This is a genomic window from Oleiphilus sp. HI0086 (genome assembly GCF_001635225.1).
This window is the reverse complement of the sequence record NZ_LWFZ01001137.1, coordinates 1-23,483: the sequence shown is the minus strand read 5'-3', so window position 1 is coordinate 23,483 and position 23,483 is coordinate 1. Positions and strand designations below refer to the sequence as shown.

16 protein-coding genes are annotated in these 23,483 nt (G+C 44.8%); 10 read left to right on the top strand and 6 right to left on the bottom strand.

From position 1 onward, the window contains the following. From pilQ to radA, 9 genes are all read left to right on the top strand, one after another. Window positions 1–1,993, top strand: a 1,993-nt coding sequence (pilQ, locus tag A3756_RS20090; RefSeq protein WP_068554442.1) for a type IV pilus secretin PilQ family protein, incomplete at its 5' end; no start/stop codon positions are given. A gap of 115 nt (window positions 1,994–2,108) precedes the next feature. Beyond that, a complete protein-coding gene (gene aroK, locus A3756_RS20085; protein WP_082865394.1) occupies window positions 2,109–2,633 on the top strand; it encodes a shikimate kinase AroK in 525 nt (174 codons plus the stop codon). A gap of 4 nt (window positions 2,634–2,637) precedes the next feature. Continuing rightward, window positions 2,638–3,714 carry a 3-dehydroquinate synthase gene (gene aroB, locus A3756_RS20080; protein WP_068506598.1) on the top strand — a complete coding sequence of 359 codons (1,077 nt, stop codon included), beginning with the start codon at window positions 2,638–2,640 and terminating at the stop codon, window positions 3,712–3,714. Window positions 3,715–3,774: 60 nt separating this feature from the next. Next, window positions 3,775–5,406 (top strand): AAA family ATPase, encoded by a 1,632-nt coding sequence (locus tag A3756_RS20075; protein ID WP_197481408.1) that lies wholly within the window; start codon window positions 3,775–3,777, stop codon window positions 5,404–5,406. A 211-nt stretch (window positions 5,407–5,617) separates the two neighbouring features. After that, a complete protein-coding gene (gene gltB / locus A3756_RS20070) occupies window positions 5,618–10,063 on the top strand; it encodes a glutamate synthase large subunit (protein WP_068554437.1) in 4,446 nt (1,481 codons plus the stop codon). A gap of 52 nt (window positions 10,064–10,115) precedes the next feature. After that, window positions 10,116–11,534, top strand: a complete 1,419-nt coding sequence (locus tag A3756_RS20065; RefSeq protein ID WP_068554435.1) for an FAD-dependent oxidoreductase — start codon at window positions 10,116–10,118, stop codon at window positions 11,532–11,534. 119 nt (window positions 11,535–11,653) lie between these two features. Then, window positions 11,654–12,718, top strand: a complete 1,065-nt coding sequence (hemE, locus tag A3756_RS20060) for a uroporphyrinogen decarboxylase (protein ID WP_068513946.1) — start codon at window positions 11,654–11,656, stop codon at window positions 12,716–12,718. A gap of 173 nt (window positions 12,719–12,891) precedes the next feature. Next, window positions 12,892–14,253, top strand: coding sequence for a hypothetical protein (locus A3756_RS20055; protein ID WP_156490630.1), 1,362 nt, complete (start codon window positions 12,892–12,894; stop codon window positions 14,251–14,253). Window positions 14,254–14,402: 149 nt separating this feature from the next. Next, entirely contained in the window at window positions 14,403–15,764 is a 1,362-nt protein-coding gene (radA, locus tag A3756_RS20050) for a DNA repair protein RadA (RefSeq protein ID WP_068554431.1), read from the top strand. A gap of 24 nt (window positions 15,765–15,788) precedes the next feature. Here radA and A3756_RS20045 read toward each other — a convergent pair whose 3' ends face one another. The 4 genes from A3756_RS20045 to A3756_RS20030 form a co-directional block, all read right to left on the bottom strand. Beyond that, window positions 15,789–17,840, bottom strand: coding sequence for an EAL domain-containing protein (locus A3756_RS20045; protein WP_068554429.1), 2,052 nt, complete (start codon window positions 17,838–17,840; stop codon window positions 15,789–15,791). Between the two features lie 131 nt (window positions 17,841–17,971). Next, window positions 17,972–18,349, bottom strand: a complete 378-nt coding sequence (locus tag A3756_RS20040) for a PilZ domain-containing protein (RefSeq protein WP_068513956.1) — start codon at window positions 18,347–18,349, stop codon at window positions 17,972–17,974. Between the two features lie 186 nt (window positions 18,350–18,535). Next, window positions 18,536–20,197: an energy-dependent translational throttle protein EttA gene (ettA, locus tag A3756_RS20035; protein ID WP_068513959.1), complete on the bottom strand. Its 1,662-nt coding sequence runs from the start codon at window positions 20,195–20,197 to the stop codon at window positions 18,536–18,538. Window positions 20,198–20,335: 138 nt separating this feature from the next. Continuing rightward, entirely contained in the window at window positions 20,336–21,040 is a 705-nt protein-coding gene (locus A3756_RS20030) for a PEP-CTERM sorting domain-containing protein (protein WP_068554427.1), read from the bottom strand. A gap of 260 nt (window positions 21,041–21,300) precedes the next feature. Here A3756_RS20030 and A3756_RS20025 point away from each other — a divergent pair, with 260 nt between their 5' ends. After that, on the top strand, window positions 21,301–21,543 hold the full coding sequence (locus A3756_RS20025) for a YdcH family protein (RefSeq protein WP_068513965.1): 243 nt from the start codon (window positions 21,301–21,303) through the stop codon (window positions 21,541–21,543). A 141-nt stretch (window positions 21,544–21,684) separates the two neighbouring features. On the opposite strand, the gene meaB is transcribed toward A3756_RS20025, so the two are convergent. Continuing rightward, a complete protein-coding gene (meaB, locus tag A3756_RS20020) occupies window positions 21,685–22,680 on the bottom strand; it encodes a methylmalonyl Co-A mutase-associated GTPase MeaB (protein WP_068554425.1) in 996 nt (331 codons plus the stop codon). 9 nt (window positions 22,681–22,689) lie between these two features. After that, a partial coding sequence (locus tag A3756_RS20015) for a methylmalonyl-CoA mutase family protein (protein ID WP_197481407.1) occupies window positions 22,690–23,483 on the bottom strand: 794 nt, incomplete at its 5' end.

Sequence of the window (23,483 nt, the reverse complement as noted above, 5' to 3'; positions counted from 1 at the left end):
GCCTGGAGATCGAGTTGAAATTTCCTTGATTTTTGATGAAACGCCGCCGGAAGTGAATGGCTATACGATTGAAAAACCAGCAAGAATAGCGCTCGATTTACCGGGTGCTAGCAGTAAGCTGGCAGAGAAATACCATAATCTTGGTATGGGAAATGCGAAACGCATGACTGTAATCGGCACCAAGGACCGAACCCGTGTAATTCTTGATTTAGTTGACTTAGTGCCCTATAGCACGCGAACGAGTGGAAATACGCTGTTTGTATTGGTGGGCTCAGAGGGTGCTGGTGAAGCATACCAAGCTGTCGCGTCATCGCCAGAAGCAATGCCAGCAGCGAATACGTTTTCTAGGAAAGTTGCTGCGGATAGAAATGGCATAACCAATATTGACTTTCAGCGTGGTGAAAAGGGCGATGGCCAGATAGTCGTTAGCTTTGCTTCGCCTGACGTAGATATTGATATGTCAGAAGTGGGTGGCCATATTCAGTTGCGCATGCCAAAGGTTGACTTACCTATGGGGCTTCGACAGCGTCTAGATGTTGTCGACTTTGCAACACCTGTTCGTCGTATTGATTCAGATATCGTTGATGGTGATGCCTTAATTAGAATTAAAGCTTCTGGTCATTATGATTACCTGGCTTACCAGGCTGATAATAAATTTACCGTGAGTGTTGAAGCGCTAACAGAAGAAGAAGTCGATCAGCGTAAACAGGATAAGTTCCCGTTTACAGGTGAAAAGCTATCTTTGAACTTCCAGAATATTGAAGTGCGAGCTGTTCTTCAGTTAATTGCTGACTTTACCAGCCTTAACTTGGTCGCAAGTGATACCGTGGGTGGAAGTATTACCCTTCGTTTACAGAATGTACCTTGGGATCAGGCTCTAGAGCTGATTCTAAAAACAAAAGGATTAGATAAGCGAACGGTGGGTAATGTACTGCTTGTCGCTCCAGCCGAAGAAATAGCGGCGCGTGAAAAGCTTGAATTGGAAGCTAACCGACAGGTTGCAGCATTAGCGCCGGTACGTTTGGAGATCGTTCAGATTAACTATGCAAAAGCGGCAGATATTGTAGAGCTGTTGCGTCAGGATAGTGAGTTGATTTCTGAACGAGGTTTTATTTCATCTGATGAACGAACAAATACAATTAGTGTCAGAGAAACGTCGGAGAAGCAGGAGCAGATTCGTAAATTGATTTCTACTTGGGATATTCCGGTTCGTCAGGTATTGATTGAGGCTAGAATTGTAAGAGCTCGTTCGAATATAGCTGAAGAAATGGGTATTCAGTGGGGCGGTGGCGCTCTTGACCAAAGTGGAGATAATTTGTTCACTATTGGTGGTTCGACAGCGACGCTTTCTGAATTGACTGATATTGCTGGCCAGAATGGTACAGGAATTTCTTTTCCAGGAGCTTTAGCTGTTGATTTAGGTGTGACCAGGTCAAACAGTTCTTCATTGGCGGTTGGCTTCGGCGGAGACAATTTCTTGATAGATATGGAATTGTCTGCTTTCGAGTCCGACGGTAAAGGTGAGATCGTTGCTCAGCCGAAAATTGTAACGGCTGATCGTCAAACTGCGACAATTAAATCGGGTGAGGAAATTCCTTATCAGGAAGCTTCGTCTTCTGGTGCAACCTCAGTTTCCTTTAAAGAGGCCGTGCTATCTTTAGAAGTGACGCCTCAAGTTACGCCAGACGATCAGGTAATTATGGATCTTAAGATCAATCAGGATAACCGTGGCGAAGTGACAGCAGGTATTCCAAGTATTGAAACAAATGAGGTACTAACTCAAGTACTTGTTGGTAATGGTGAAACGGTTGTCTTGGGTGGTATTTTCCAGTCTGAACGATCTACAACTGTTACTAAAACGCCTTTCTTAGGTGATATCCCATACTTAGGTGCTTTATTTACCAAGACTGAAGAGATAGATGAGCGTGCTGAATTACTTATCTTTATCACGCCTAAGCTATTAAAAAATGGTGTGATTGACCAGCAAATATAGGACAATATGTCTTATTGAGCTTAGGTAAAAGGCTGCAGATTGCGGCCTTTTTTCTTTTTAAAATAAACAGGTTAATCTTTACTGACATATTGATTGGCCGGCATAAGATCGAAATATGAGTATAGCTAAACCGTTGATTGTTTTTGTGGGCCCAATGGGGGCAGGAAAAACAACCATAGGAAAAATTTTAGCCAAAGAGCTGAACTTTGACTTTTATGATTCCGATAAAGAGATAGAGCGGCGAACCGGGGCAAACATTCCGTGGATTTTTGATGTCGAGGGCGAAGCAGGCTTCCGGGATAGAGAGAGCCAGGCAATAAAAGATTTGTCAGCACTTAAAAACGTCGTCTTGGCAACAGGTGGTGGTGCGATGATGCGCCCCGAGAACAGAGAGTGTGTGAACAACACTGCTTTTGTAGTGTATTTGAATACCTCAGTCGAGCAGCAGTACAAAAGAACTCACAAAGATAAGAATCGTCCTTTGTTGCAGGGAGACAAAGATGCTCGTCAGGTCTTGAGTGATTTGTATGCGACCAGAGATCCAATTTATCGAGAAGTTGCTGACTATGTAATTGATACAGACAAAAAGTCTATGAAAGGTATTGTTAAAGATATAATCAGCGCGATAGAAAAAGAGTGAATAAATGATTGAGTTAAAAGTAGATTTGGGTGAACGTGATTACCCAATTTTTATTGGCGAAGGCTTATTGAGTAATCCATCTCTCTATCAGCCCTACATTGCCGGCAAAAAAGTAATGCTGGTGACAAATGAGACAGTCGGGCCTTTGTATGAGCAGCAAGTTAGACAGGCATTGTCTGGCTATGAGGTTGATAGCGTGGTCTTGCCTGACGGAGAGCAATATAAGAATTGGCAAACCTTAAACCTGATTTTTGATGCGCTACTAGAGAAGGCTCATTCCAGGAAGACGACTATCGTTGCGCTGGGGGGCGGTGTAATTGGAGATATGGCAGGTTTTGCTGCATCAGCTTATCAGCGTGGCGTAGATTTTATTCAGGTGCCCACGACGCTTCTTTCGCAAGTAGATTCATCTGTAGGTGGAAAAACTGCAATCAACCATCCTTTAGGTAAAAACATGATAGGTGCTTTTTACCAGCCTAAAGCCGTTATCATTGATATTTTGACCTTGCAAACTCTGGCTTCAAAGGAAGTTTCAGCGGGCCTGGCGGAGGTGATCAAATATGGTTTGATCCGTAAGCCAGAGTTCTTTGACTGGTTGGAGGCTAATGTTGAGGCCTTAAGGTCCTTGGACTCTGATGCTTTAACCTACGCGATTAAAGAATCTTGTTCTTGTAAAGCGGAAGTTGTTGAACTAGATGAGAAAGAGGGTGGGCTTAGAGCAATATTAAATCTAGGGCACACATTTGGCCATGCGATTGAGACTTATGAAGGTTATGGCTCTTGGCTTCATGGTGAGGCGGTTGCAGCGGGAACAGTTATGGCAGCAGAATTGTCGAGAATGGAAGGCTGGATTAGTGATGAAGATGTTTCTCGAATTTCAAATATATTGCTTGCTGCTAACTTGCCAATTGAAGGGCCGGAAGGCATGTTGGCTTCAGAATATGAACGACTAATGTCTGTGGACAAAAAGGTAATGGATGGAACGCTCCGTCTTGTGCTTTTGAAGTCGATTGGTGAAGCTGTTGTGACAGCAGACTTTGGCGCTGATTCTCTGGCAAATGTTTTGGGTGGCAAAGCTTAATTAGAAGCAATTACTTGGTTCGATTAATTTTGTAGGTGAGTCGATAAGTCTGATATGAGTGTGACAAAAAATAATAATGTTTTGAGTGAGCAGCTCATTTCGCACTTTAACTTGAAAGAAAACCCATTCGATGAGCGAATGCTAGTATTTTTTGAGGGGGCGCAGCGTCAGCATAATTTAGAAACACTTCGCCATATGTCGACCTTTGGCGATATGGTTCTCTTGCTTACTGGCGAAAAAGGTGCTGGCAAAACCACTCTACTTAATAAATTTGCAAAATCTTCAGCTGGCGAGCTGAGTATCTACGTTACAGATGCTCAGGAGCTTGCTAATAAGGAAAAGTCGAAATCTGTTATACATGACTTTGGCGAGCTTGTTGGTTTAGATTCGATAGTTGGTGAAACTACGCGTCAATCATTTTCCCGTTTATTGCAGTATTTGGAAGATGAGTTCAAGAAAGATGGTGTGAGAAAGGTTCTGGTTTTTGATAACGCAGACCTATTATCAAAAAAAGAGCTTCAATTTTACTTTTCATATTTCAGTCAGTTGCCTAAAGAAAGCGGAGTGGTAGCAATTTTTTCGGGTTTGCCAAGCTTGCTGCAGCTTGCTCGTTTGAGTCACATAGAAGGTGATGACGAGTGGTTGCATCAAATGCAGCTTAAGCCTTTAGGTGCTTCAGATATGCTGGAATATCTCCAGTTGAGATTGGAGTATGCTGGCTATACCGGCTTGTTAGGGCTGTCAGAAAGTCAGGTACAACATTTAATTGACATGGGGAAAGGTTTGCCTGGTCGGGTGAATCGCTTGTTCAGTAGTGTCATGTTAGAACCGGGGGCATTAAAGCTACCGGTTAAGAGTCGTAAAGGAGTGCCGAAACAGGTTTTTTGGGGTGTTGCCGTTCTGCTTTGCTTCTCATTTTTACTCGTGTCTTATCAATATGGCTTGTTTACTGAAGGAGATAGCGAAGCAGTCGCGCACGAGCAGCCGGAGCAAGAGAATAACTCTGATGAAAATAAAGTGTCTCTCGTAGAGCAACAGAGAGAAGCAAGGTTAAGAATGCTTGATCAGGCCCTGTCAGAGAGTTTGGCTAAAGCTTCAGAAAGCAATATAGATAGTTTGGATAAAGGTCGTCAGGGTAGTGGCGAGATTAAAAAAGGTTCGCTCAATAAGCCTGAAATGTCGGCGTCTCGATCAATTCCAGAGAGCGCTGGTGTTAAAGAGCTTGTTGAGCCCGACAAGGTACAAGATGGTACTCTAGCAGATAAAGAAGTTAGCGTTCCAGAATCGGATCAACTAGTTAGCGATACTTTGCAGATAGAGAAAATCGCTAAAAATGTACAGGAAAAAATTATTCCTGCCGCAGAGAGCAGCCGTGAAATACTTAAGCCGTTCTTTAAGGGGAAAGCATGGGTTGCATCCCAAAACTCAAGTGGTTATTCAGCTCAAATTTTAGGTAGCTATAACGAGAAAACAGCGATAGACTTCGCAAAGCGCGTAAGTAAAAGTGCTCAGCCGATATACTATCTTGAAACACTGCATCGCGGTAAACCCTGGTTTGTTGTTTTTTATGGTGTTTATCCTGATAAGGCTTCCGCCAATGCTGCGCTCAAGGTGGCACCTAAAATAATTACTTCTCAACAGCCTTGGTTGAGGAGCTATGCTGGAATTCTCAAGTCTTATCCGAGGCAATAACTAAATTAGTTTTTTGAAGCTATCTATTTGAAATATAAGGATAGTTTATGCTTTTCTACGAGTTTTTTCTGCTTATACGCCTTCTTTAAGTTTGTACTGAATAAGCACGATGTGTAAAATGTCCAACCCCAATTTTCATAGTCATATGGTATTGTTAGTTTTGTTAGTTCTAACTGTATGATTTTAAATGATATTTTGTAGAGAGAATGTTATGGCAGCAGGTTTGTTTCGCCCGGAAGAGTTTAGAGATAACTGTGGATTTGGTTTGATTGCCCAGATGGAAGGGCAGGCAAGTCACGATCTACTATTAACGGCGATAGAATCACTTACATGTATGACTCACCGCGGTGGTATCGCAGCAGATGGTAAAACTGGCGATGGCTGTGGGTTGTTGATTCAGAAACCTGATACGTTCTTCAGGCAGGTGGTTAAGGAGCAGTTTAGCGCCGATCTGAATGAGATTTACGGCGTAGGAATGGTTTTCCTTTCACAGGACCCTACGAAAGCGCAGCAAGCTAAAACAGCGATGAGTGCAGAGCTTGAAGCACAAGGTCTTACCGTTGTTGGTTGGCGCTTGGTTCCGACTAATAACGATTGCTTGGGTCGTATGGCTCTGGATTGCTTGCCACAGATTGAGCAGGTCTTTGTTCAGGCTGACGGGCTTAGTGAGCGTGAACTGTCTCTTAAGCTTTTTGTTGCGCGCCGTAAGACTGAAATGGCTTTGGCGTTTGATGAAGAATTCTACGTTTGTAGTTTGTCAGAAAAAGTCGTGTCTTATAAAGGGCTGATGATGCCGGTTGACCTGCCGAATTTTTATTTGGATCTGGGTAATCCAGATGTTGAGACAAGCATTTGTGTTTTTCATCAGCGTTTCTCCACTAATACTATGCCAAAGTGGCCACTAGCCCAGCCATTTAGATGTATTGCTCACAACGGTGAAATTAATACGATTGAAGGCAATAGAAACTGGTCTACAGCGAGAACAAGCAAGTTTGCTACAGACGAACTGCCTGAGCTGGGAGAATTATCTCCTTTGGTGAATCGTACTGGTTCAGATTCTTCCAGTATGGATAATATGCTTGAGGTACTTCTGGCAGGTGGTGTAGACCTATTCCGTGCCGTTCGTATGATGATTCCACCTGCATGGCAGAACGTTGACACCATGGATAGCGAACTACGTGCTTTCTATGAATATAACAGTATGCATATGGAACCATGGGATGGACCGGCTGGTCTGGTTCTAACTGACGGCCGTTACGCCGTCTGTTTACTGGATAGAAACGGTTTGCGCCCAAGTCGTTGGGTTATCACTAAGAATGGTTACATTACAGTTGCATCCGAAATTGGAACTTATGGCTATAAGCCGGAAGATGTTGTTGCTAAGGGTCGAATTGGTCCTGGACAGATTCTAGCGGTTGATACTGAAACGGGTGAAGTGCTACATACTGATGATATCGATAGCCGCCTTAAGTCTGCTCACCCTTATAAAAAGTGGCTAAAAGAAAACGCGGTTCGTATTGAGGCAACGCTAGACAAAGATCATGAAGCGTTCCAAGCAATGGATGCTGATACCCTAAAGACGCACATGAAGATGTTCCAGGTGACTTTCGAGGAACGAGATCAGGTATTGCGTCCATTAGCTGAGGCGGGCCAGGAAGCAGTAGGTTCGATGGGTGATGATACGCCAATGGCAGTATTGTCGACTCGTGTTCGTTCAGTTTCAGACTACTTTAGACAGAAGTTTGCTCAGGTGACTAACCCACCGATTGATCCATTGCGTGAAGCGATTGTTATGTCTCTGGAAACCTGTGTGGGTGTAGAGCAGAACGTATTTGAAGAAACGCCTGAGCATGCGAAGCGAATTATTTTGGCTACGCCGGTACTGACACCTGCGAAGTTTAGCTGCTTTACCTCGGATAAAGATGGTTTTGAACATGCCTTAATTAGCCTTCAGTACAAGGAAGAGACTGGCTTAAGGCAAGCAATTGTTGATGTGTGCCAGCAAGCAGAAGAAGCTGTTAGACAAGGCAAGGTTGCGCTTGTTTTGTCGGATAAAGATATCGAACCTGGCTTATTACCACTAAATGCCTTTATGGCAACGGGTGCAGTGCATCACCACTTGGTTGAGAAGGGCTTACGTTGCGACTCGAATATTATTGTGGAGTCTGGTTTTGCCCGTGACCCTCATCACTTCGCGGTGTTGTTTGGTTTTGGTGCTACGGCAGTCTTCCCTTACTTGGCTTATCAGGTTATGAGTGACCTGATCAGTACGGGTGAGATGCTGATGGACCCAATCGAGGCGAAAAATAATTATCGTCGCGGTATTGGTAAGGGCTTGTTGAAGATCTTATCGAAGATGGGTATTTCTACAATTGCTTCTTACCGTGGCGCTCAATTGTTTGAAGCAGTAGGTCTTGCAGACGATGTTGTTGACCTATGCTTTAAAGGTGTCGCAAGTAGAATTCAGGGTGCTGATTTTGAAGACCTGCAATCAGAGCAAGCACTGTTGGCTAAAGAAGCTTTCAAGGCGCGTAAATCGATCCAGCCAGGTGGTTTACTGAAGTTTGTTCACGGTCAGGAATATCACGCCTTTAACCCGGATGTTGTCAATACAATTCAGCAAGCAGTTGAGTCGGGCGATTACTCTGTTTACCAGAAGTACGCAACCTTGGTAAATGAACGTCCAGCGTCATCCTTAAGGGATTTGTTTGCTTTAAGTGATTCTGCTAAAGAGATTCCTTTAGACGAAGTAGAGCCGGTAGAGAATATCTTCCCTCGTTTTGACTCGGCAGCAATGTCTTTGGGAGCTTTGTCTCCTGAAGCACATGAAGCACTTGCTGTTGCAATGAACCGTCTAGGTGGCCGCTCTAACTCTGGAGAGGGTGGTGAAGATGCAGCGAGATTTGGTACGGAAAAACGTTCCAAGATCAAGCAGATCGCATCAGGCCGATTTGGTGTAACGCCACACTACTTGCGTAATGCTGATGTCTTGCAGATCAAAGTTGCCCAAGGTGCGAAGCCCGGTGAAGGTGGTCAGTTACCAGGTGGTAAGGTAAATAACCTGATTGCGACATTAAGATATTCGGTGCCAGGTGTGACCTTGATTTCACCGCCACCGCATCACGATATTTATTCTATCGAAGACTTGGCGCAGCTAATCTTTGATTTGAAGCAAGTTAATCCAAAGGCATTGGTTTCTGTGAAACTGGTATCTGAACCGGGTGTTGGTACTATCGCCGCAGGTGTTGCCAAGGCTTATGCTGATTTGATTACAGTTTCCGGTTATGACGGTGGCACGGCTGCAAGTCCGCTAACCTCTATCCGATATGCGGGTTCTCCTTGGGAGCTTGGTTTGAGCGAGGCTCACCAGACTCTGCGCGGCAATGACTTGCGTGGCAGCGTCCGTCTGCAAACCGATGGCGGTTTAAAGACAGGTCTGGATGTTGTTAAAGCGGCGATACTGGGTGCCGAGAGTTTTGGTTTCGGTACCACGCCTATGGTTGCTTTGGGTTGTCGTTATTTGAGAATTTGTCATTTGAACAACTGTGCGACGGGTGTTGCGACTCAGAACGAATTACTTCGTGATGAGTACTTCAACGGTACCGTAGAAATGGTAATGAACTTCTTCCGCTTTGTTGCGAAAGAAGCGCGTGAGTGGATGGCTAAGCTAGGTGTTCGTAGTTTGGAAGAGCTGGTTGGTCGTACAGATTTGTTAGACATTTTGTCAGGTACTACTGATAAGCAGAACAAGCTTGACCTATCGCCGATTCTTTCGACTGAGGGAATACCTGAAGATAAACCGCATACCTGTAAGGTAGAGCGTAATGCTCCGTTTGACCAAGCCTTGTTGGCCGAAAAAATGGTTGAGGACTTAGTTCCAACAATTGAATCCAAGTCGGGTGGTACCTTCGATTACGAAGTGACTAACTGTGATCGTTCGGTTGGTGCACGAATCTCTGGCGAAATCGCAGAGCGTCATGGTAATCAAGGTATGGTGAGTGCGCCAATCAACTTGAATTTGACGGGTACAGCTGGTCAGAGCTTTGGTGTTTGGAATGCTGGTGGTTTGAATATGAACCTTGAAGGCGATGCAAACGACTATGTTGGTAAAGGTATGACTGGTGGTAAACTAACCATTCGACCCCCTCAAGGTAGTGAGTTCAAAACCCAGGAAACATCCATTGTTGGTAATACTTGTCTTTACGGCGCTACTGGCGGTAAGTTGTTTGCAGCGGGTACGGCTGGTGAGCGTTTTGGAGTTCGAAACTCTGGCGCTTCAGCGGTTGTTGAAGGCGCAGGTGATCACTGCTGTGAATATATGACTGGCGGTTTGATTACTGTTCTAGGTCAAACAGGTTATAACTTTGGTGCTGGTATGACAGGTGGTTTTGCCTATGTGCTAGACCAGGAAAATACGTTTGTAGATAAATACAATCATGAGTTGGTAGAAATTCAAAGAGTTTCAACTGAACAAATGGAGCCTTATCGCAATCATTTGCGAGGCGTTATTAAGGAGCATGTTGCTGAGACATCTAGTAAGTGGGGGCAAGAGATCCTTGAGCACTTCGATGACTTCATTGCTAAGTTCTGGTTAGTTAAGCCGAAGGCGGCTAGCTTGGATAACTTGCTTAACAACATGCGTTCTCGCCCTGAGTAGTGTTTCGAATTATCGAATACTCTCATTGCGAATAAGGTTTAGAGGTTAGAATATGGCAAAGCGTTTAAATAACAACTTTCAGTTTGTTGATGTGGGTCGAGTTGACCCAAAGAAAATTCCAATGGAAGGTCGTACCGAAGATTTTGGTGAGATCTATCAGTCATTTGATCAGAATGACGCGACTGAACAGGCTCATCGATGTCTTGAGTGTGGTAACCCTTACTGTGAGTGGAAGTGCCCGGTACATAACTATATCCCGAACTGGCTAAAGCTGGTTTCAGAAGGGAATATTCTTGAAGCGGCTGAACTGTGTCACCAGACAAACTCTTTGCCTGAAGTGTGTGGTCGTGTTTGTCCTCAAGATCGATTGTGTGAAGGTGCTTGTACTCTTAATGCAGGTTTTGGTGCGGTGACTATTGGCTCGGCGGAGAAGTATATTACTGATACGGCTTTCGCTATGGGTTGGCGCCCGGATATGTCCAATGTTGTTAAAACAGACAAGAAGGTTGCCGTGATTGGCGCGGGCCCTGCCGGTTTGGCTTGTGCAGATATCCTGGTTCGTAACGGTGTTAAGCCTGTTGTTTTTGATCTTAATCCTGAGATTGGTGGTTTGCTTACCTTTGGTATTCCAGAGTTCAAGCTAGAAAAGGATGTCATGTCGCGTCGTCGAGAAATCTTCACCGATATGGGCGTTGAATTTCGCTTGAATACCGAAATTGGTAAAGATATCAGTATTGATGACTTGTTAAATGACTATGACGCAGTATTTATGGGTATGGGAACATACAAGTACATGAAAGGTGGCTTCCCAGGTGAAGACTTGCCAGGCGTTCATGATGCATTGCCATTTTTGATCTCAAACGTTAATCGTCGTTTGGGTTTTGAAAAAGATGAAGCTGACTTCATTAACATGGCAGGTAAGAAGGTGGTTGTTCTGGGTGGTGGTGATACTGCGATGGACTGTAACCGAACCTCTATTCGTCAACAGGCAGATAGTGTAGTTTGTGCTTACCGTCGTGACGAAGAGAATATGCCTGGCTCACGCAAAGAAGTTCAGAATGCCAAGGAAGAAGGTGTAGACTTTATGTTTAATCGTCAACCAGTGGCGATTGTAGGTGATGATAAAGTTGAAGGTGTGAAGGTTGTTAAAACACAGCTGGGTGCCGCTGATGAAAATGGTCGTCGTCGCCCGGAAGTTATCGAAGGTAGTGAAGAAATCCTGCCTGCTGATGCAGTATTGATTGCGTTTGGTTTCCAGCCTAGCCCACCAGAATGGCTGTCCGATGTGAAGGTAGATGTTAATAGCTGGGGCGGTGTTGTCGCGCCAGAGAAGGGTGAGTACCCTTATCAGACGAGTAACCCGAAGATTTTCGCCGGTGGTGATATGGTTCGTGGTTCTGACTTGGTGGTTACCGCCATTGCGGAAGGCCGCCAGGCAGCTGAAGGCATCATGGACTACCTGGATATATAGTCTGCACGTGATGAGTATCAATGACTAAATCCAAGGCACGGTTGATAATACTGTGCCTTTTTTGTATCTGGACAACATTGCCAGACATTTCTTGATTATTAATATTGAAGAGACAGTGAATGACAGAGCTAAAGAATGATCGATTTCTGAGAGCGCTAGAGCGTAAGCCGGTTGATGTGACGCCTGTATGGATGATGCGTCAAGCTGGGCGTTATCTGCCAGAGTATAAAGCGACCAGAGCGCAAGCCGGTGACTTTATGAGTCTGTGTAAGAATAAAGAACTAGCATGCGAGGTCACAATTCAGCCTCTTGAGCGCTACAAGCTCGACGCTGCAATTCTGTTTTCTGATATCTTGACGATTCCGGACGCAATGGGTTTGGGTCTTTATTTCGAAACGGGTGAGGGGCCTCGTTTCAAGAAGATTGTTCGAACAGCAGAGGATGTCGAGAAACTACCTATAGTTGATACCTCTAAAGACTTGACTTACGTAACGGATGCAGTGAGCACCATACGTAAAGAGTTGAATGGACGTGTTCCGTTGATTGGTTTCTCTGGGAGTCCTTGGACTTTAGCCACTTATATGGTTGAGGGTGGAAGCTCTAAAGATTTTCGCCATATCAAAGCGATGATGTATTCTCAGCCAGAAATTATGCATCAGTTATTGGATAAAATTGCCTTGTCTGTGATTGATTATCTGAATGCTCAAATAAAAGCGGGTGCGCAAGCGGTTCAGATCTTCGATACCTGGGGTGGAAACCTGAGTGATCATGCATATCAACAGTTCTCTTTGGCTTATATGAAGAAAATTGTAGCTGGCTTAATTCGGGAATACGATGGTCGAAAAGTCCCCGTGATTCTATTTACCAAAGGAGGCGGTTTATGGTTGCCTTCTATGGCTGATACCGGCGCTGATGCACTTGGTCTTGACTGGACGATGGATATCGGTAAAGCGCGTGCCTTGGTAGGTGATAAAGTTGCTTTGCAGGGGAATATGGATCCGTCGGTGCTATATGCTTCAGAAAAAGGTATTAGGGATGAGGTGGCTAGAATTTTGGCATCTTATGGTCCAGGTGAAGGCCATGTATTCAATCTGGGGCATGGTATTCATCAATTTGTTGATCCAGCACATGCAGGCTACTTTGTTGATGCGGTTCATGAACTGAGTGCTCAGTATCACGCTTAAGATCGTTATCTAATGCATAGAATTAAGGGTGCAACGTGGCACCCTTTCTTTTTCTAGCACAAAATGCCATGTAATTCCCACACGTGTCACATTTGCAGCAGGCTCTTATTTAACCTGTGCGACTCTTTTAATACAATCGATAGATAACCCTTAAGGTCTCCCAAGGAACTGTAATGAGGCATCTCTCTCTCTATTTTGCTAAGGCAATTTCAATTTGTATCTGCGCTACAATGATCGTGGCTTGCGATAATTTAGAAAATATAGCCTTTTTCAAAAGTGTTGGGGATCCTGACATATATCAAAGTGATGCCGAAACTAATATCGATAACAAAACCATCGATATCGAAGTCGACATGTCCGAAGATTTATCTCTTAAAGTGCTTCAAGCGACTCTTTTAGCTTACTTGGATTCGCCATTGTATCGATATTTAGATGCATCAGACTTTCCAGAAGATCTAAGTTTGATATGCGGAAATTATGTTAAAGATGTATTTGAGGACCCCATTAGTTGGGACAGTTCTAGGGAGCCGGGTCAGGCTTATAGCGAAGGTGATACAGTAGATCTGGTCTTTGATAATTGCCAGTTGAGTACAGGGCAAGAAGTGTCTGGTGCTTTATCGATGGAATATAGTGATATGGGTGGGGTAAATGACACCTTCATGCCGGTTTCAACTGATTACTGTGTTGATAGGCTTAATATCCTAAACGAAGGCCCTGATTACGACACATTATATGTAGCAGGCCATGAAGTAAGATTTTTCCCCTTTGGTGATGACACGATAGTCCGAGTTTATGAGCACAGCTACGATAGCGATACGGGTGAGCGAATATCTACCCTAAGGGCATCTTATGAAGTTGCCAAAAATAGGCCAACCTTGATTATCAATGAGCGTTTAGGTGTCGATGCTGGTGCTTTAGCATCGTTGGACGGAGATGAAATTTATCATGTTTTTGAAGGTGAACAGGAACTAGAGCGCTGCCAGTACTATCGTCGGCATTTAGATGTAAGTGTCAATGAGTTTGCAGTTAAAGATGGCGAAATTACCACGACTATAGATGGAGAGATTGAGTTATCAAATATTTCAGAAGATCTCGAAACTGAGTCATTTAACATTGTCGATAGCGATTTTTCTTTGTCCGTACAGCAGAATGCTTCACTGAATGAGTTTTCATTAACTGACTTTGATGCTGAAAAGGTTGAGAATTTGTCACGAGGCACCTATGTGATTGGTTTTTCAGGAGTCTTGGAGTCCGATTCGATTGGCGGAATAGTTGAAGTTGATGCAATGGACTCTTTTAGCAAGCTGAATGGCACGATAGGCGAATATCCAACTGATGGCATATTTAAGGTATTAGGACAGGGTTTGGAGCGAGTGACCCTGACGCCAAACCCTAGTGCACTGGTGATCGGTGTTGATTATGATGGTGATGATTCTCGTGTTGGAGCCAGTTTCCCAGATGAAACGTTTACAACGACCTGGGAGCAACTTCTGGAAGGTGACTTCCAGCGAGATGACTTTATTCCAGCAGAGTAGAAAGTTCCTTTCATACTGCTCAATATATCATTGATGGCCTTCTGGCTTCATATACTTAATTCCTCGATTAGCTCTATAATATTCCTCCTGTAGAGCGAGCATATCTATTTGCACGCATAATTATCAGATCTCATAGCAATAGGCTTAGCATGGCAAAGAGCAAAACCGCATTCGTCTGCACTGAGTGCGGGTCAGATTTATCTAAATGGCAAGGCCAGTGTCCGGATTGTGGCCAATGGAATACTATTCAGGAAATAAAGCTAGCAAAGCAAAGTAAGAGCAGCAGTACCTCGTTGGGTTATGCGGGCGCCAAGTCCGAGATTAAGGCTTTGGGGTCAATTGACCTCGAAGATCAACCCAGATTCAGTAGCGGTATAGGTGAGTTTGATCGGGTGCTGGGGGGAGGTTTAGTTCCCGGTTCTGCTATATTGGTTGGAGGTCATCCGGGTGCCGGGAAAAGTACTTTGCTACTCCAGACGATGTGTCATCTTTCTTCAAGCAGGGACGGCTTATATATTACTGGTGAAGAGTCTTTACAACAGGTTGCACTGCGAGCAAAGCGCCTCGGTCTCAAAGCTGATGCGCTGAATATGTTCTCTGAAACCCGGATCGAATCAATAGAAGAAGTGGTTCAAGTCCATAAGCCAAAAGTGCTGGTTGTTGACAGTATTCAGGTAATGCACACAGAAGCGATAGAGTCGGCTCCAGGTAGCGTTTCGCAAGTAAGAGAATGTGCTGCCAGGTTGACCCGTCTTGCCAAACAGACTGGCATGGTGCTATTTCTGGTTGGTCATGTGACCAAAGAGGGAGCGATTGCCGGGCCTAAGGTTTTGGAGCATATGATTGACTGCTCGATAATGCTCGAAGGCTCCAGTGACACTCGTTATCGCACTTTGCGAGGAATCAAAAATCGTTTTGGTGCAGTGAATGAGTTAGGTGTCTTTGCTATGCTCGAAAAAGGCTTGGTTGAAGTGAAGAACCCGAGTGCAATATTCCTAAGCCGTGGCGAAGAGATAATGCCAGGTAGTGTCGTGACGATACTCTGGGAAGGTACGCGCCCGTTGCTAGTAGAATTACAGGCTTTGGTTGATGAGAGCCAAGGCAACTACCCTAAGCGAGTCGCCTTGGGTATGGATCAGAACCGTTTATCAATGTTGCTGGCCGTGATGCATCGACATGGTGGGATCCATTGTGGCGACCAGGATGTATTTGTGAATCTGGTAGGTGGTGTAAAAACACTGGAAACGAGTACCGATTTAGCGACTTTGGCAGCGATTGTTTCTAGCTTGAAAGGGGTGTCACTTTCTGAAGATATGGTGATCTTTGGAGAGGTCGGTTTGTCGGGAGAAATACGTCCAGTCCCTAGTGGTCAGGAACGAATTCAGGAAGCGCTGAAGCATGGCTTTAAAAGAGCGATTGTTCCCTATGGAAACAAACCGAGAAACGATATTGCAGGGATGGAAGTTATGCTAGTGAAGAAGTTACCTGATTTGTTGAATGCTCTGTTTTAACATGCTTTGGTTTAGCTTATTAGATTAGTCTTCGAGCGTACTTTCTAAATGACGGGCAAATATGTCTGGCGCCATGGGTCTACCAAACAGATAGCCTTGTGCATAGTCACAGTTTAGATCTTTGAGCAGCTTGTATTGCTCCTGATTCTCGACGCCTTCAGCGACGACCTTAAGGTTTAAGCTGTGAGCCATAGAAATCGCCGCATTAATTAGTTCTTTGTCGGCTTGGTCTTCGACTAAGTCGTTGACGAAGCTACGGTCGACTTTAAGCATGTCAAAAGGATAGTTCCTGAGATAGCTTAGTGAGGAATAGCCGGTTCCAAAGTCATCCATCGATATTCGGACATCAAGATGGTTGAGGGCTCTTAGCGCATCTTTTACGAACTGCTGGTTATTCATTAGAACGCCCTCGGTAATTTCAAACTCAAGTGTATGTCTGGCAACTTGATGGTCCTGAATAATTCTTTCGACTTGAGATATCAGGTCTGGATCTCGAAACTGCCGTGGCGACAGGTTAACCGCCATGCGAAAGTCTGCTTGGTATTGCTTTTGCCACTTTGATGCTTGAGATAGCGCCTGGTGCAATACAAATTGACCAATAGGAATGATCAACCCGGTTTCCTCTGCGATCGGAATAAACTCATCAGGAGGTACTTGTCCTAAGGTTTGGTTATTCCAGCGTAATAGTGCTTCGGCTCCAATAATTTTGTCAGTCTGAACATCGACTTGAGGCTGGTAGGCGAGCGAGAATTCATTTCGGTCTAAGGCACCATGGATTTGTTCTTCAAGCTGTAATCTTCGGGCGACTTGTTGGTTCATTTCCTCAGTGTAGAACGAGTAGGCGTTTCGCCCGAGAGACTTGGCGTGATACATGGCTGAGTCGGCATTTCTTAGCAAGTCGGTCGGAGTAGCACCGTCATGAGGGAAAAGAGCAATGCCAATGCTGGCAGTTAGCATCAGTTTACGACCTTCAATATCAAACGAGCTTCTGAATTGTTCTAATATGCGCTCAGCAGTTTTTTGCGCAGACTTCTCGTCATCTAGGCCGCCCAAAATTAAGATGAATTCATCGCCTCCCAAGCGGCCAACTGTATCGCCCGTTCGAAGTACTTCTGATAGGCGCTCTGCAGCAACCATCAATACTTCGTCACCCATGTCATGGCCAAGGGAGTCATTAACCTTTTTAAAATCGTCTAGATCAACGAACAGTAAGGCAACTTTGTTGTTTTGACGTTGGGCTTCACCAATGATGTGGGTGAGCCTATCCAAAGATAAAAGTCGATTGGGCAGGTCAGTCAGCGAGTCAAAATGCGCTTGGTGAAATATTTTTTCTTCTTGTGCTTTGCGTGTCGAGATATCTTCCTTGACGGCAAGATAGTGAATCACTTTCCCATACTCATCCTTTACTGGAGAGATGTGCCCATATTCCCAAAAGGTCTCGCCATTCTTTTTACGAATTTGTACTTCGCCTTCCCAGCTATGTTCTTTTTCAAGCGCTTCGAAGAGTGCTGCGTAGGTATCTTTTTTTGCGTGGTCAGGCATTAGGCTGAAAAACTTCTTTCCTTCAACCTCACTAAGAGGGTAGCCGGAGGTCGTTTCAAATGCCTGATTTACATACTTTATGCTCCCATTGGTGGCGATGATCATGACCGACACAGGGCTCTGCTCGACGGCTTGGGAGAGGGTACGAATTTTTTGTCCGGTTTTTACTTCCTGGCTGATATCGCGAACTATCCCGAGTACCAGGGCTTTGCCGTCAATATCAATATTCTTTCCAATCACTTCTGAGTGATAAGTGCTTCCGTCTTTACGTTGAAGCAAAACTTCAACGGTTAGCCCTTCTTCAGTGGTTTTGGTTCTTTCGAAAGAGCGGTGATCTTGTTCGGGTGCCTTTATATCAAACACCGTCATGCCTAGCAGCTCATCTTTGCTGTAGCCGCTCATCTTACAAAAAGCAGGGTTAACAAATACGTAATTACCCTCAGTGTCGGCAACTGTAATGCCTTCAGAGCTTTGGTCAGTGATGGCCTTGAGCATGCGATCACTTTCAATATGCTTTTGTTGTCCTGATCCCATGAGTGCCTTGTTGCAGTTATACGTCAATTAAAGAAAACAAGCGTTTACTATGACTAATTAGTTTAGTAGGAACTTAGGAAATTCCTAGTTATTGAGGCTTAAATAGAGAGGAAACTTGAGCAGAGCTTAATTTAAATGACTGTGAGAAGTTCCAGTTCACGCATTAAAATATCGTCGCTACCAACATTAAGCTCTACTAAACGCTTAAGGTGGGTCATGCTGTCGATATCAATGTGCTGGCATTTAAAACCTAAGGTATTGTTTTCCTCGTGGGAAAAGGTGAGTGACATAATAATATGGCTTTCGCTACCTGATAGTCTGATGGTCGCTTCGCAAGGCGTATCAACATCCAGGCTGAAGTGGTCAGGCCGGTGAACCAGAATTCCGCGCAAGGAAATATCAAGGACTTCGGTAGACCATTCAAGGTCATCCTGACGCAAGGTGCAATCGGCATTAAATAGAATTCGGCTAAAATGACGGCGCTCGTCTTGTTTTGTCTCTTCGCTCATTTGGCCTCCGGCAACTCTGTTCTGCAAACCAGTTTGAAGGATAACAGAGAGGATTAATTATTATAGTCATTCATTAGAATATAAGTGCTATATCAGGTAACTGCAAGCTTAGGCAGTCCTTTTGAGAACAAATCGCTCAAAAGAACCGCTGTTTCAGGCTTTCAGCTAGTTTGGCAGCCTTGGCTCTTAGGCAAGCTTCTTATAGTTGACACGAGTAGGTGTCTTGGCTTGTTCACCTTTACGAGCTTTGAAGTCTTCTTCGTATTCAGTGTAATTGCCTTCAAACCAGACCACTTCACTATCGCCTTCATAAGCCAATATATGCGTTGCAATTCTATCGAGGAACCAACGGTCGTGCGAAATCACTATTGCGCAACCAGGGAATGCCAAGACGGCTTCTTCCAGTGCTCGTAGTGTTTCTACGTCAAGATCGTTGGTTGGCTCATCGAGTAGTAGAACGTTCGCACCTTGCTTAAGCACGTTGGCTAAATGTAGACGGTTACGCTCGCCACCAGACAGCTCATTCACTTTCTTTTGCTGGTCATTACCACGGAAGTTGAAACGACTGACATAAGCACGAGATGGTGTTTGGTAATTGCCGATAGTGATCATATCGTTACCGTCACTGACTTCTTCCCATACCGTCTTGGAATTGTCCAGGTCGCGCGTTTGTTCAACGAAAGCCAGCTTAACAGTATCACCCAAACGAATAGTGCCTGAGTCGGGTTGCTCTACGTCTGCTAGCAGCTTGAATAGTGAAGATTTACCTGCACCGTTACCACCAATTACACCGACAATGCTTCCGGGTGGAACACTAAAGCTCAAATCTTTGAATAGCAGCTTGTCTTTGTATTGCTTACTGACACCATCGAGCTCGATAACAACATCACCCAGGCGTGGCCCTGGTGGAATGTAAATTTCCATGGTCTCGTTGCGTTTCTGTAGGTCGGAAGAGTTAAGCTCTTCAAAGCGCTTAAGACGCGCCTTGCTCTTGGCATGTCGCCCTTTTTGGTTGCTGCGAACCCACTCTAGCTCAGATTTAATACTCTTTTGGCGAGCATCTTCTTGCTTTTGCTCATGCTCTAAACGTTTCTCTTTATTTTCAAGCCACTGAGAATAGTTACCTTCAAATGGAATGCCATGGCCTCTATCGAGCTCCAGTATCCAACCTGCAACATTATCAAGGAAGTAACGATCGTGGGTGATGGCGACGACGGTTCCAGGGTAGTCATGTAAGAAACGTTCCAACCACGCGACACTTTCTGCATCAAGGTGGTTGGTCGGTTCATCAAGAAGCAGCATGTCCGGCTTAGAAAGTAATAGACGGCAAAGAGCGACACGACGCTTTTCACCACCTGATAAATGTTTAACTTCAGCATCCCATGGTGGCAGTCTTAAGGCATCAGCAGCGACTTCCAGTGTTCTTTCCAGATTATGACCATCACCGGTTTCAATGATTGCTTCTAGCTTGGCTTGTTCTGCGGCTAGAGCATCGAAATCTGCACCTTCTTCAGCGTACTCTGCATAAACTTGATCTAGGCGAGTTAACGCATTTTTAATCTCACTCACGCCTTCTTCAACGTTGTCTCTGACCGTTGCTTCTTCGTTAAGTTCAGGCTCCTGAGCGAGGTAGCCAATATTGATACCCGGCTGAGGGCGGGCTTCACCAATATAGTCTTTATCAACGCCCGCCATAATTCTTAGTAGTGTTGATTTACCCGCACCATTAAGACCCAATACACCAATTTTGGCGCCAGGGAAAAATGAAAGGGAGATATCTTTGAGGATTTCTTTCTTAGGTGGGACAACTTTTCCCACGCGATTCATGGTGAATACGTACTGTGCCATACAAATAGCCTTAATTAGTAAAAACGGGGTCGATCTGAATGGGCTAGACGTTAGCTAAAAAAGGCAGGCTTGGCAATCCCTGCTCCAGACTAATTGACTAAATCGTTCGAAGCAGGGTAATGATTGCGATGAGGAGACTTAGATTTTCTTGCGACGAATACCCACTAAGCCAAGAAGACCTAGGCCAAGCAAGGCAATAGAAGAGGGTTCTGATACGCTTTGGGTAATGATGCGCGCATCATCAATCCAGTAGCGACCTACCGTTGCGCGATCAACCAGTATCGACTGGGAGCTAGTAAATGTTAGAAAATCGTTACTTTCCCACTTTCGAGAAGTTGATGTCTCGTAATTGGCCCCCGTACCACCAAATATATTGTCCGACGCATTGAGTTTTTTACCGTTGAGGATGATCGCAACAATGTCACTATCAAACTCAATTAATTGCTTGGTCTCTTTACCGCTCGAGGTGCCTAGTGGGTCAAAGTGAATCAGGTGAGAACTGTAACTGCCTGCACTTAGGTAAGGTGAATTTTTGCCAGTTTGCTGACCTCTTAAGGTATCACCAACGAACAGGTTACTCCCAAGCAAGTAGTCAACTTGAACCTGTTGATGAGCTATCGCAATGCCCTGTTGTTCATCAAACGTTTGAAGCTGATCAGACTCTTGTTGCGACCAGCTAAAGTTTAGCCCGTCGGCATTGCCGGTCGGGTTAATGAGGCCTGCATTGACGGTTGATGCAGCAAACAGCAGACTGCTGACAGCAATGATTTTCTTTAGCATTTTCTTTCCTGGTTTGGTTTTAGCCTTTCCATCGTGCTTGTGCTTTTTGGAAGAACTATTCATAAACAATGACTTCAGTGTATAGGCTGTTCTTAGGTTTTAGTAATGGGCATAGGCGGATTTGACTAGATTTCACAACTTGCTTACAAGTCTTTACCTGATGTATAGAAAACTCACGTTTAGGCCTGATCTAGGCTGACAATAGAAAGATTTTCAAGATACCTAATTGGTTGACCTAGATCATCTCGTTTGGACTAAGGCTCATATAAAGTGGAGCTATGAAAAGATGATAAAAAACAATCCCTCTAAGGAGATATATATCTATGTTAGAAAAGCACGATCTAGTTCATGAGTTGCCAGAGCACAAAGAGACTATTCATAACCTCAAGATGAGTGATAACCACTTTGCTCGTTTATTTGATGAGTATCATGATAAGGATCATGAAGTACACAGAATCGAGACCGGTGCAGAAAACACCTCTGACGAGTATCTTGAAAAGTGTAAGAAAGAGCGCCTTAAGCTAAAGGACGATTTGCTTGCGATTATCAAGAAAACAACAGCTTAATATTTAGCTTAGTTTGTTATCAAGCCCGGTTACTTAATCGGGCTTTTTTAGTTTAGCGTTGGCAGATATATTCGAACCCTTACCTGTCGTGATTAGCTCAGGCTGATAGCAATAGGGTCCTCGCTAAGGGGCGGTAAATAGTCAAGACGGGTCTTGTTTGTTGAGAAATAGCTGAATGATCTGATGTGCTGCAGAGTAGGGGGTTACACTATTTTCCTGCACAGCTGAGCGGAGCTTAGGTAGTGCTGATTGAACTGGAGGGTGACTTTTAAGCTCCTGTTCCAACATATCTTTTACCAAGGCGTTCAACCATTCTCTATTTTGTCGGGCGCGTTTATCCTCAAATAGATTAAGGCCTTCTTCATTGGAGTGGCTTTTGCCTTGTTCCTGGTAGTCCAGAATCATGTCCCATACAGTCTCAATTCCGGTGTTCTCAAGAGATGAGCAGGTGAGAATTTGAGGTTTCCAAAAACCATCGTGCTGTAAGAGGTGAAAGGCATTACTGTAGTGGTTTTTGGTTTGCTGAGCCAAGCCTTGGTTAGGACCATCACTTTTGTTAACGACTAAGGCATCCGCCAGCTCCATAATGCCTCGTTTGATGCCTTGTAAGTCATCTCCAGCGTTAGGAAGCATCAATACGAGAAAGAAATCGACCATCGAGGCGACTTCATACTCGGATTGGCCTACACCAACGGTCTCTACGAGTATTACATCGTAGCCGGCGGCTTCGCATAGGAGCATTGTCTCACGGGTTCTAAGCGCGACGCCACCCAGCGCGCCTTCAGAAGGGCTAGGGCGAATAAAGGCATTGTCTTCACGGGCAAGTTTTTCCATGCGGGTTTTATCGCCAAGGATACTTCCTCCACGTAGAGGAGAACTGGGGTCGACAGCGAGTACAGCTACCTTTTTTCCATTAGCGATCAGATGGCGACCAAAGGCTTCGATGAAGGTAGACTTTCCCACCCCCGGTACGCCACTGATTCCTATACGAAGGCTATTTCCGGTATCTGACAATAGCTCATTCAAGACTTGTTGAGCAGCCGCTCTGTCTTGGTCGCGCTTGCTCTCGACCAAGGTAATAGCTTTGGCTAGTGCTCGGCGCTGGCCTTTTTTGAGTTGCTCAAGATCGATATTCATACCAGGAAGCTAGGCAGACTCATTGATCGCCGTTAGCACTTGGCGAACACTATAAGGCACTTTTGTACCAGGCCCGAAGATTCCTTTAACTCCTGCCTGATAGAGTGTGTCGTAGTCTTGTTTAGGGATCACTCCCCCGGCAATAACGATAATGTCGTCCGCGCCTTGATTTTTGAGCGCCTGAATGAGCTCAGGAACTAGTGTCTTGTGTCCTGCAGCTTGTGAGCTGACACCGACGGCATGCACGTCATTTTCGACGGCTTGCTTGGCGACTTCTTCAGGGGTTGAAAACATAGGGGATAGGTCGATATCAAAGCCCGCATCGGCAAATGAGGTGGCGATGATTTTAGCGCCCCTATCATGGCCGTCTTGGCCCATCTTGCAAACCAGCATTCTAGGTCGTCGACCTTGGGCTTTCTCAAAGGCTTCAATATCAGACTGTATTGCTTGCCAGTCTTCATCGCCCTCATAGGAGGCGCCGTAAACGCCGCTAATAGTGCGAGATTCGGCCTGAAAACGTCCGTATATTTCTTCCAGAGCATCAGAAATTTCGCCAACAGTCGCGCGTAAGCGAGCAGCATTTACGCTCAATTCTAGCAAATTGCCTTCACCTGTTTTCGCCGCCTCAGTCAAGGCTGTAAGCGCTGCTTTAACCGCATCAGAATCTCGATTTGTACGAATCGATTCCAAGCGCTTGATTTGTGACTCGCGTACAGCAACATTGTCTACTTCAAGTATATCCAGGTCATCTTCGTGATCGAGCTGGTATTTATTGACACCAACAATGACATCTTCACCGCGAT

Coding starts and splice junctions, on each gene's coding strand:
- A3756_RS20025 (WP_068513965.1), top strand. CDS start 21,301: ATGTTAGAAAAGCACGATCTAGTTCATGAGTTGCCAGAGCACAAAGAG.
- hemE (WP_068513946.1), top strand. CDS start 11,654: ATGACAGAGCTAAAGAATGATCGATTTCTGAGAGCGCTAGAGCGTAAG.
- A3756_RS20055 (WP_156490630.1), top strand. CDS start 12,892: ATGAGGCATCTCTCTCTCTATTTTGCTAAGGCAATTTCAATTTGTATC.
- A3756_RS20065 (WP_068554435.1), top strand. CDS start 10,116: ATGGCAAAGCGTTTAAATAACAACTTTCAGTTTGTTGATGTGGGTCGA.
- aroK (WP_082865394.1), top strand. CDS start 2,109: ATGAGTATAGCTAAACCGTTGATTGTTTTTGTGGGCCCAATGGGGGCA.
- A3756_RS20030 (WP_068554427.1), bottom strand. CDS start 21,040: ATGAATAGTTCTTCCAAAAAGCACAAGCACGATGGAAAGGCTAAAACC.
- A3756_RS20045 (WP_068554429.1), bottom strand. CDS start 17,840: ATGGGATCAGGACAACAAAAGCATATTGAAAGTGATCGCATGCTCAAG.
- meaB (WP_068554425.1), bottom strand. CDS start 22,680: ATGAATATCGATCTTGAGCAACTCAAAAAAGGCCAGCGCCGAGCACTA.
- gltB (WP_068554437.1), top strand. CDS start 5,618: ATGGCAGCAGGTTTGTTTCGCCCGGAAGAGTTTAGAGATAACTGTGGA.
- A3756_RS20040 (WP_068513956.1), bottom strand. CDS start 18,349: ATGAGCGAAGAGACAAAACAAGACGAGCGCCGTCATTTTAGCCGAATT.
- radA (WP_068554431.1), top strand. CDS start 14,403: ATGGCAAAGAGCAAAACCGCATTCGTCTGCACTGAGTGCGGGTCAGAT.
- ettA (WP_068513959.1), bottom strand. CDS start 20,197: ATGGCACAGTACGTATTCACCATGAATCGCGTGGGAAAAGTTGTCCCA.
- aroB (WP_068506598.1), top strand. CDS start 2,638: ATGATTGAGTTAAAAGTAGATTTGGGTGAACGTGATTACCCAATTTTT.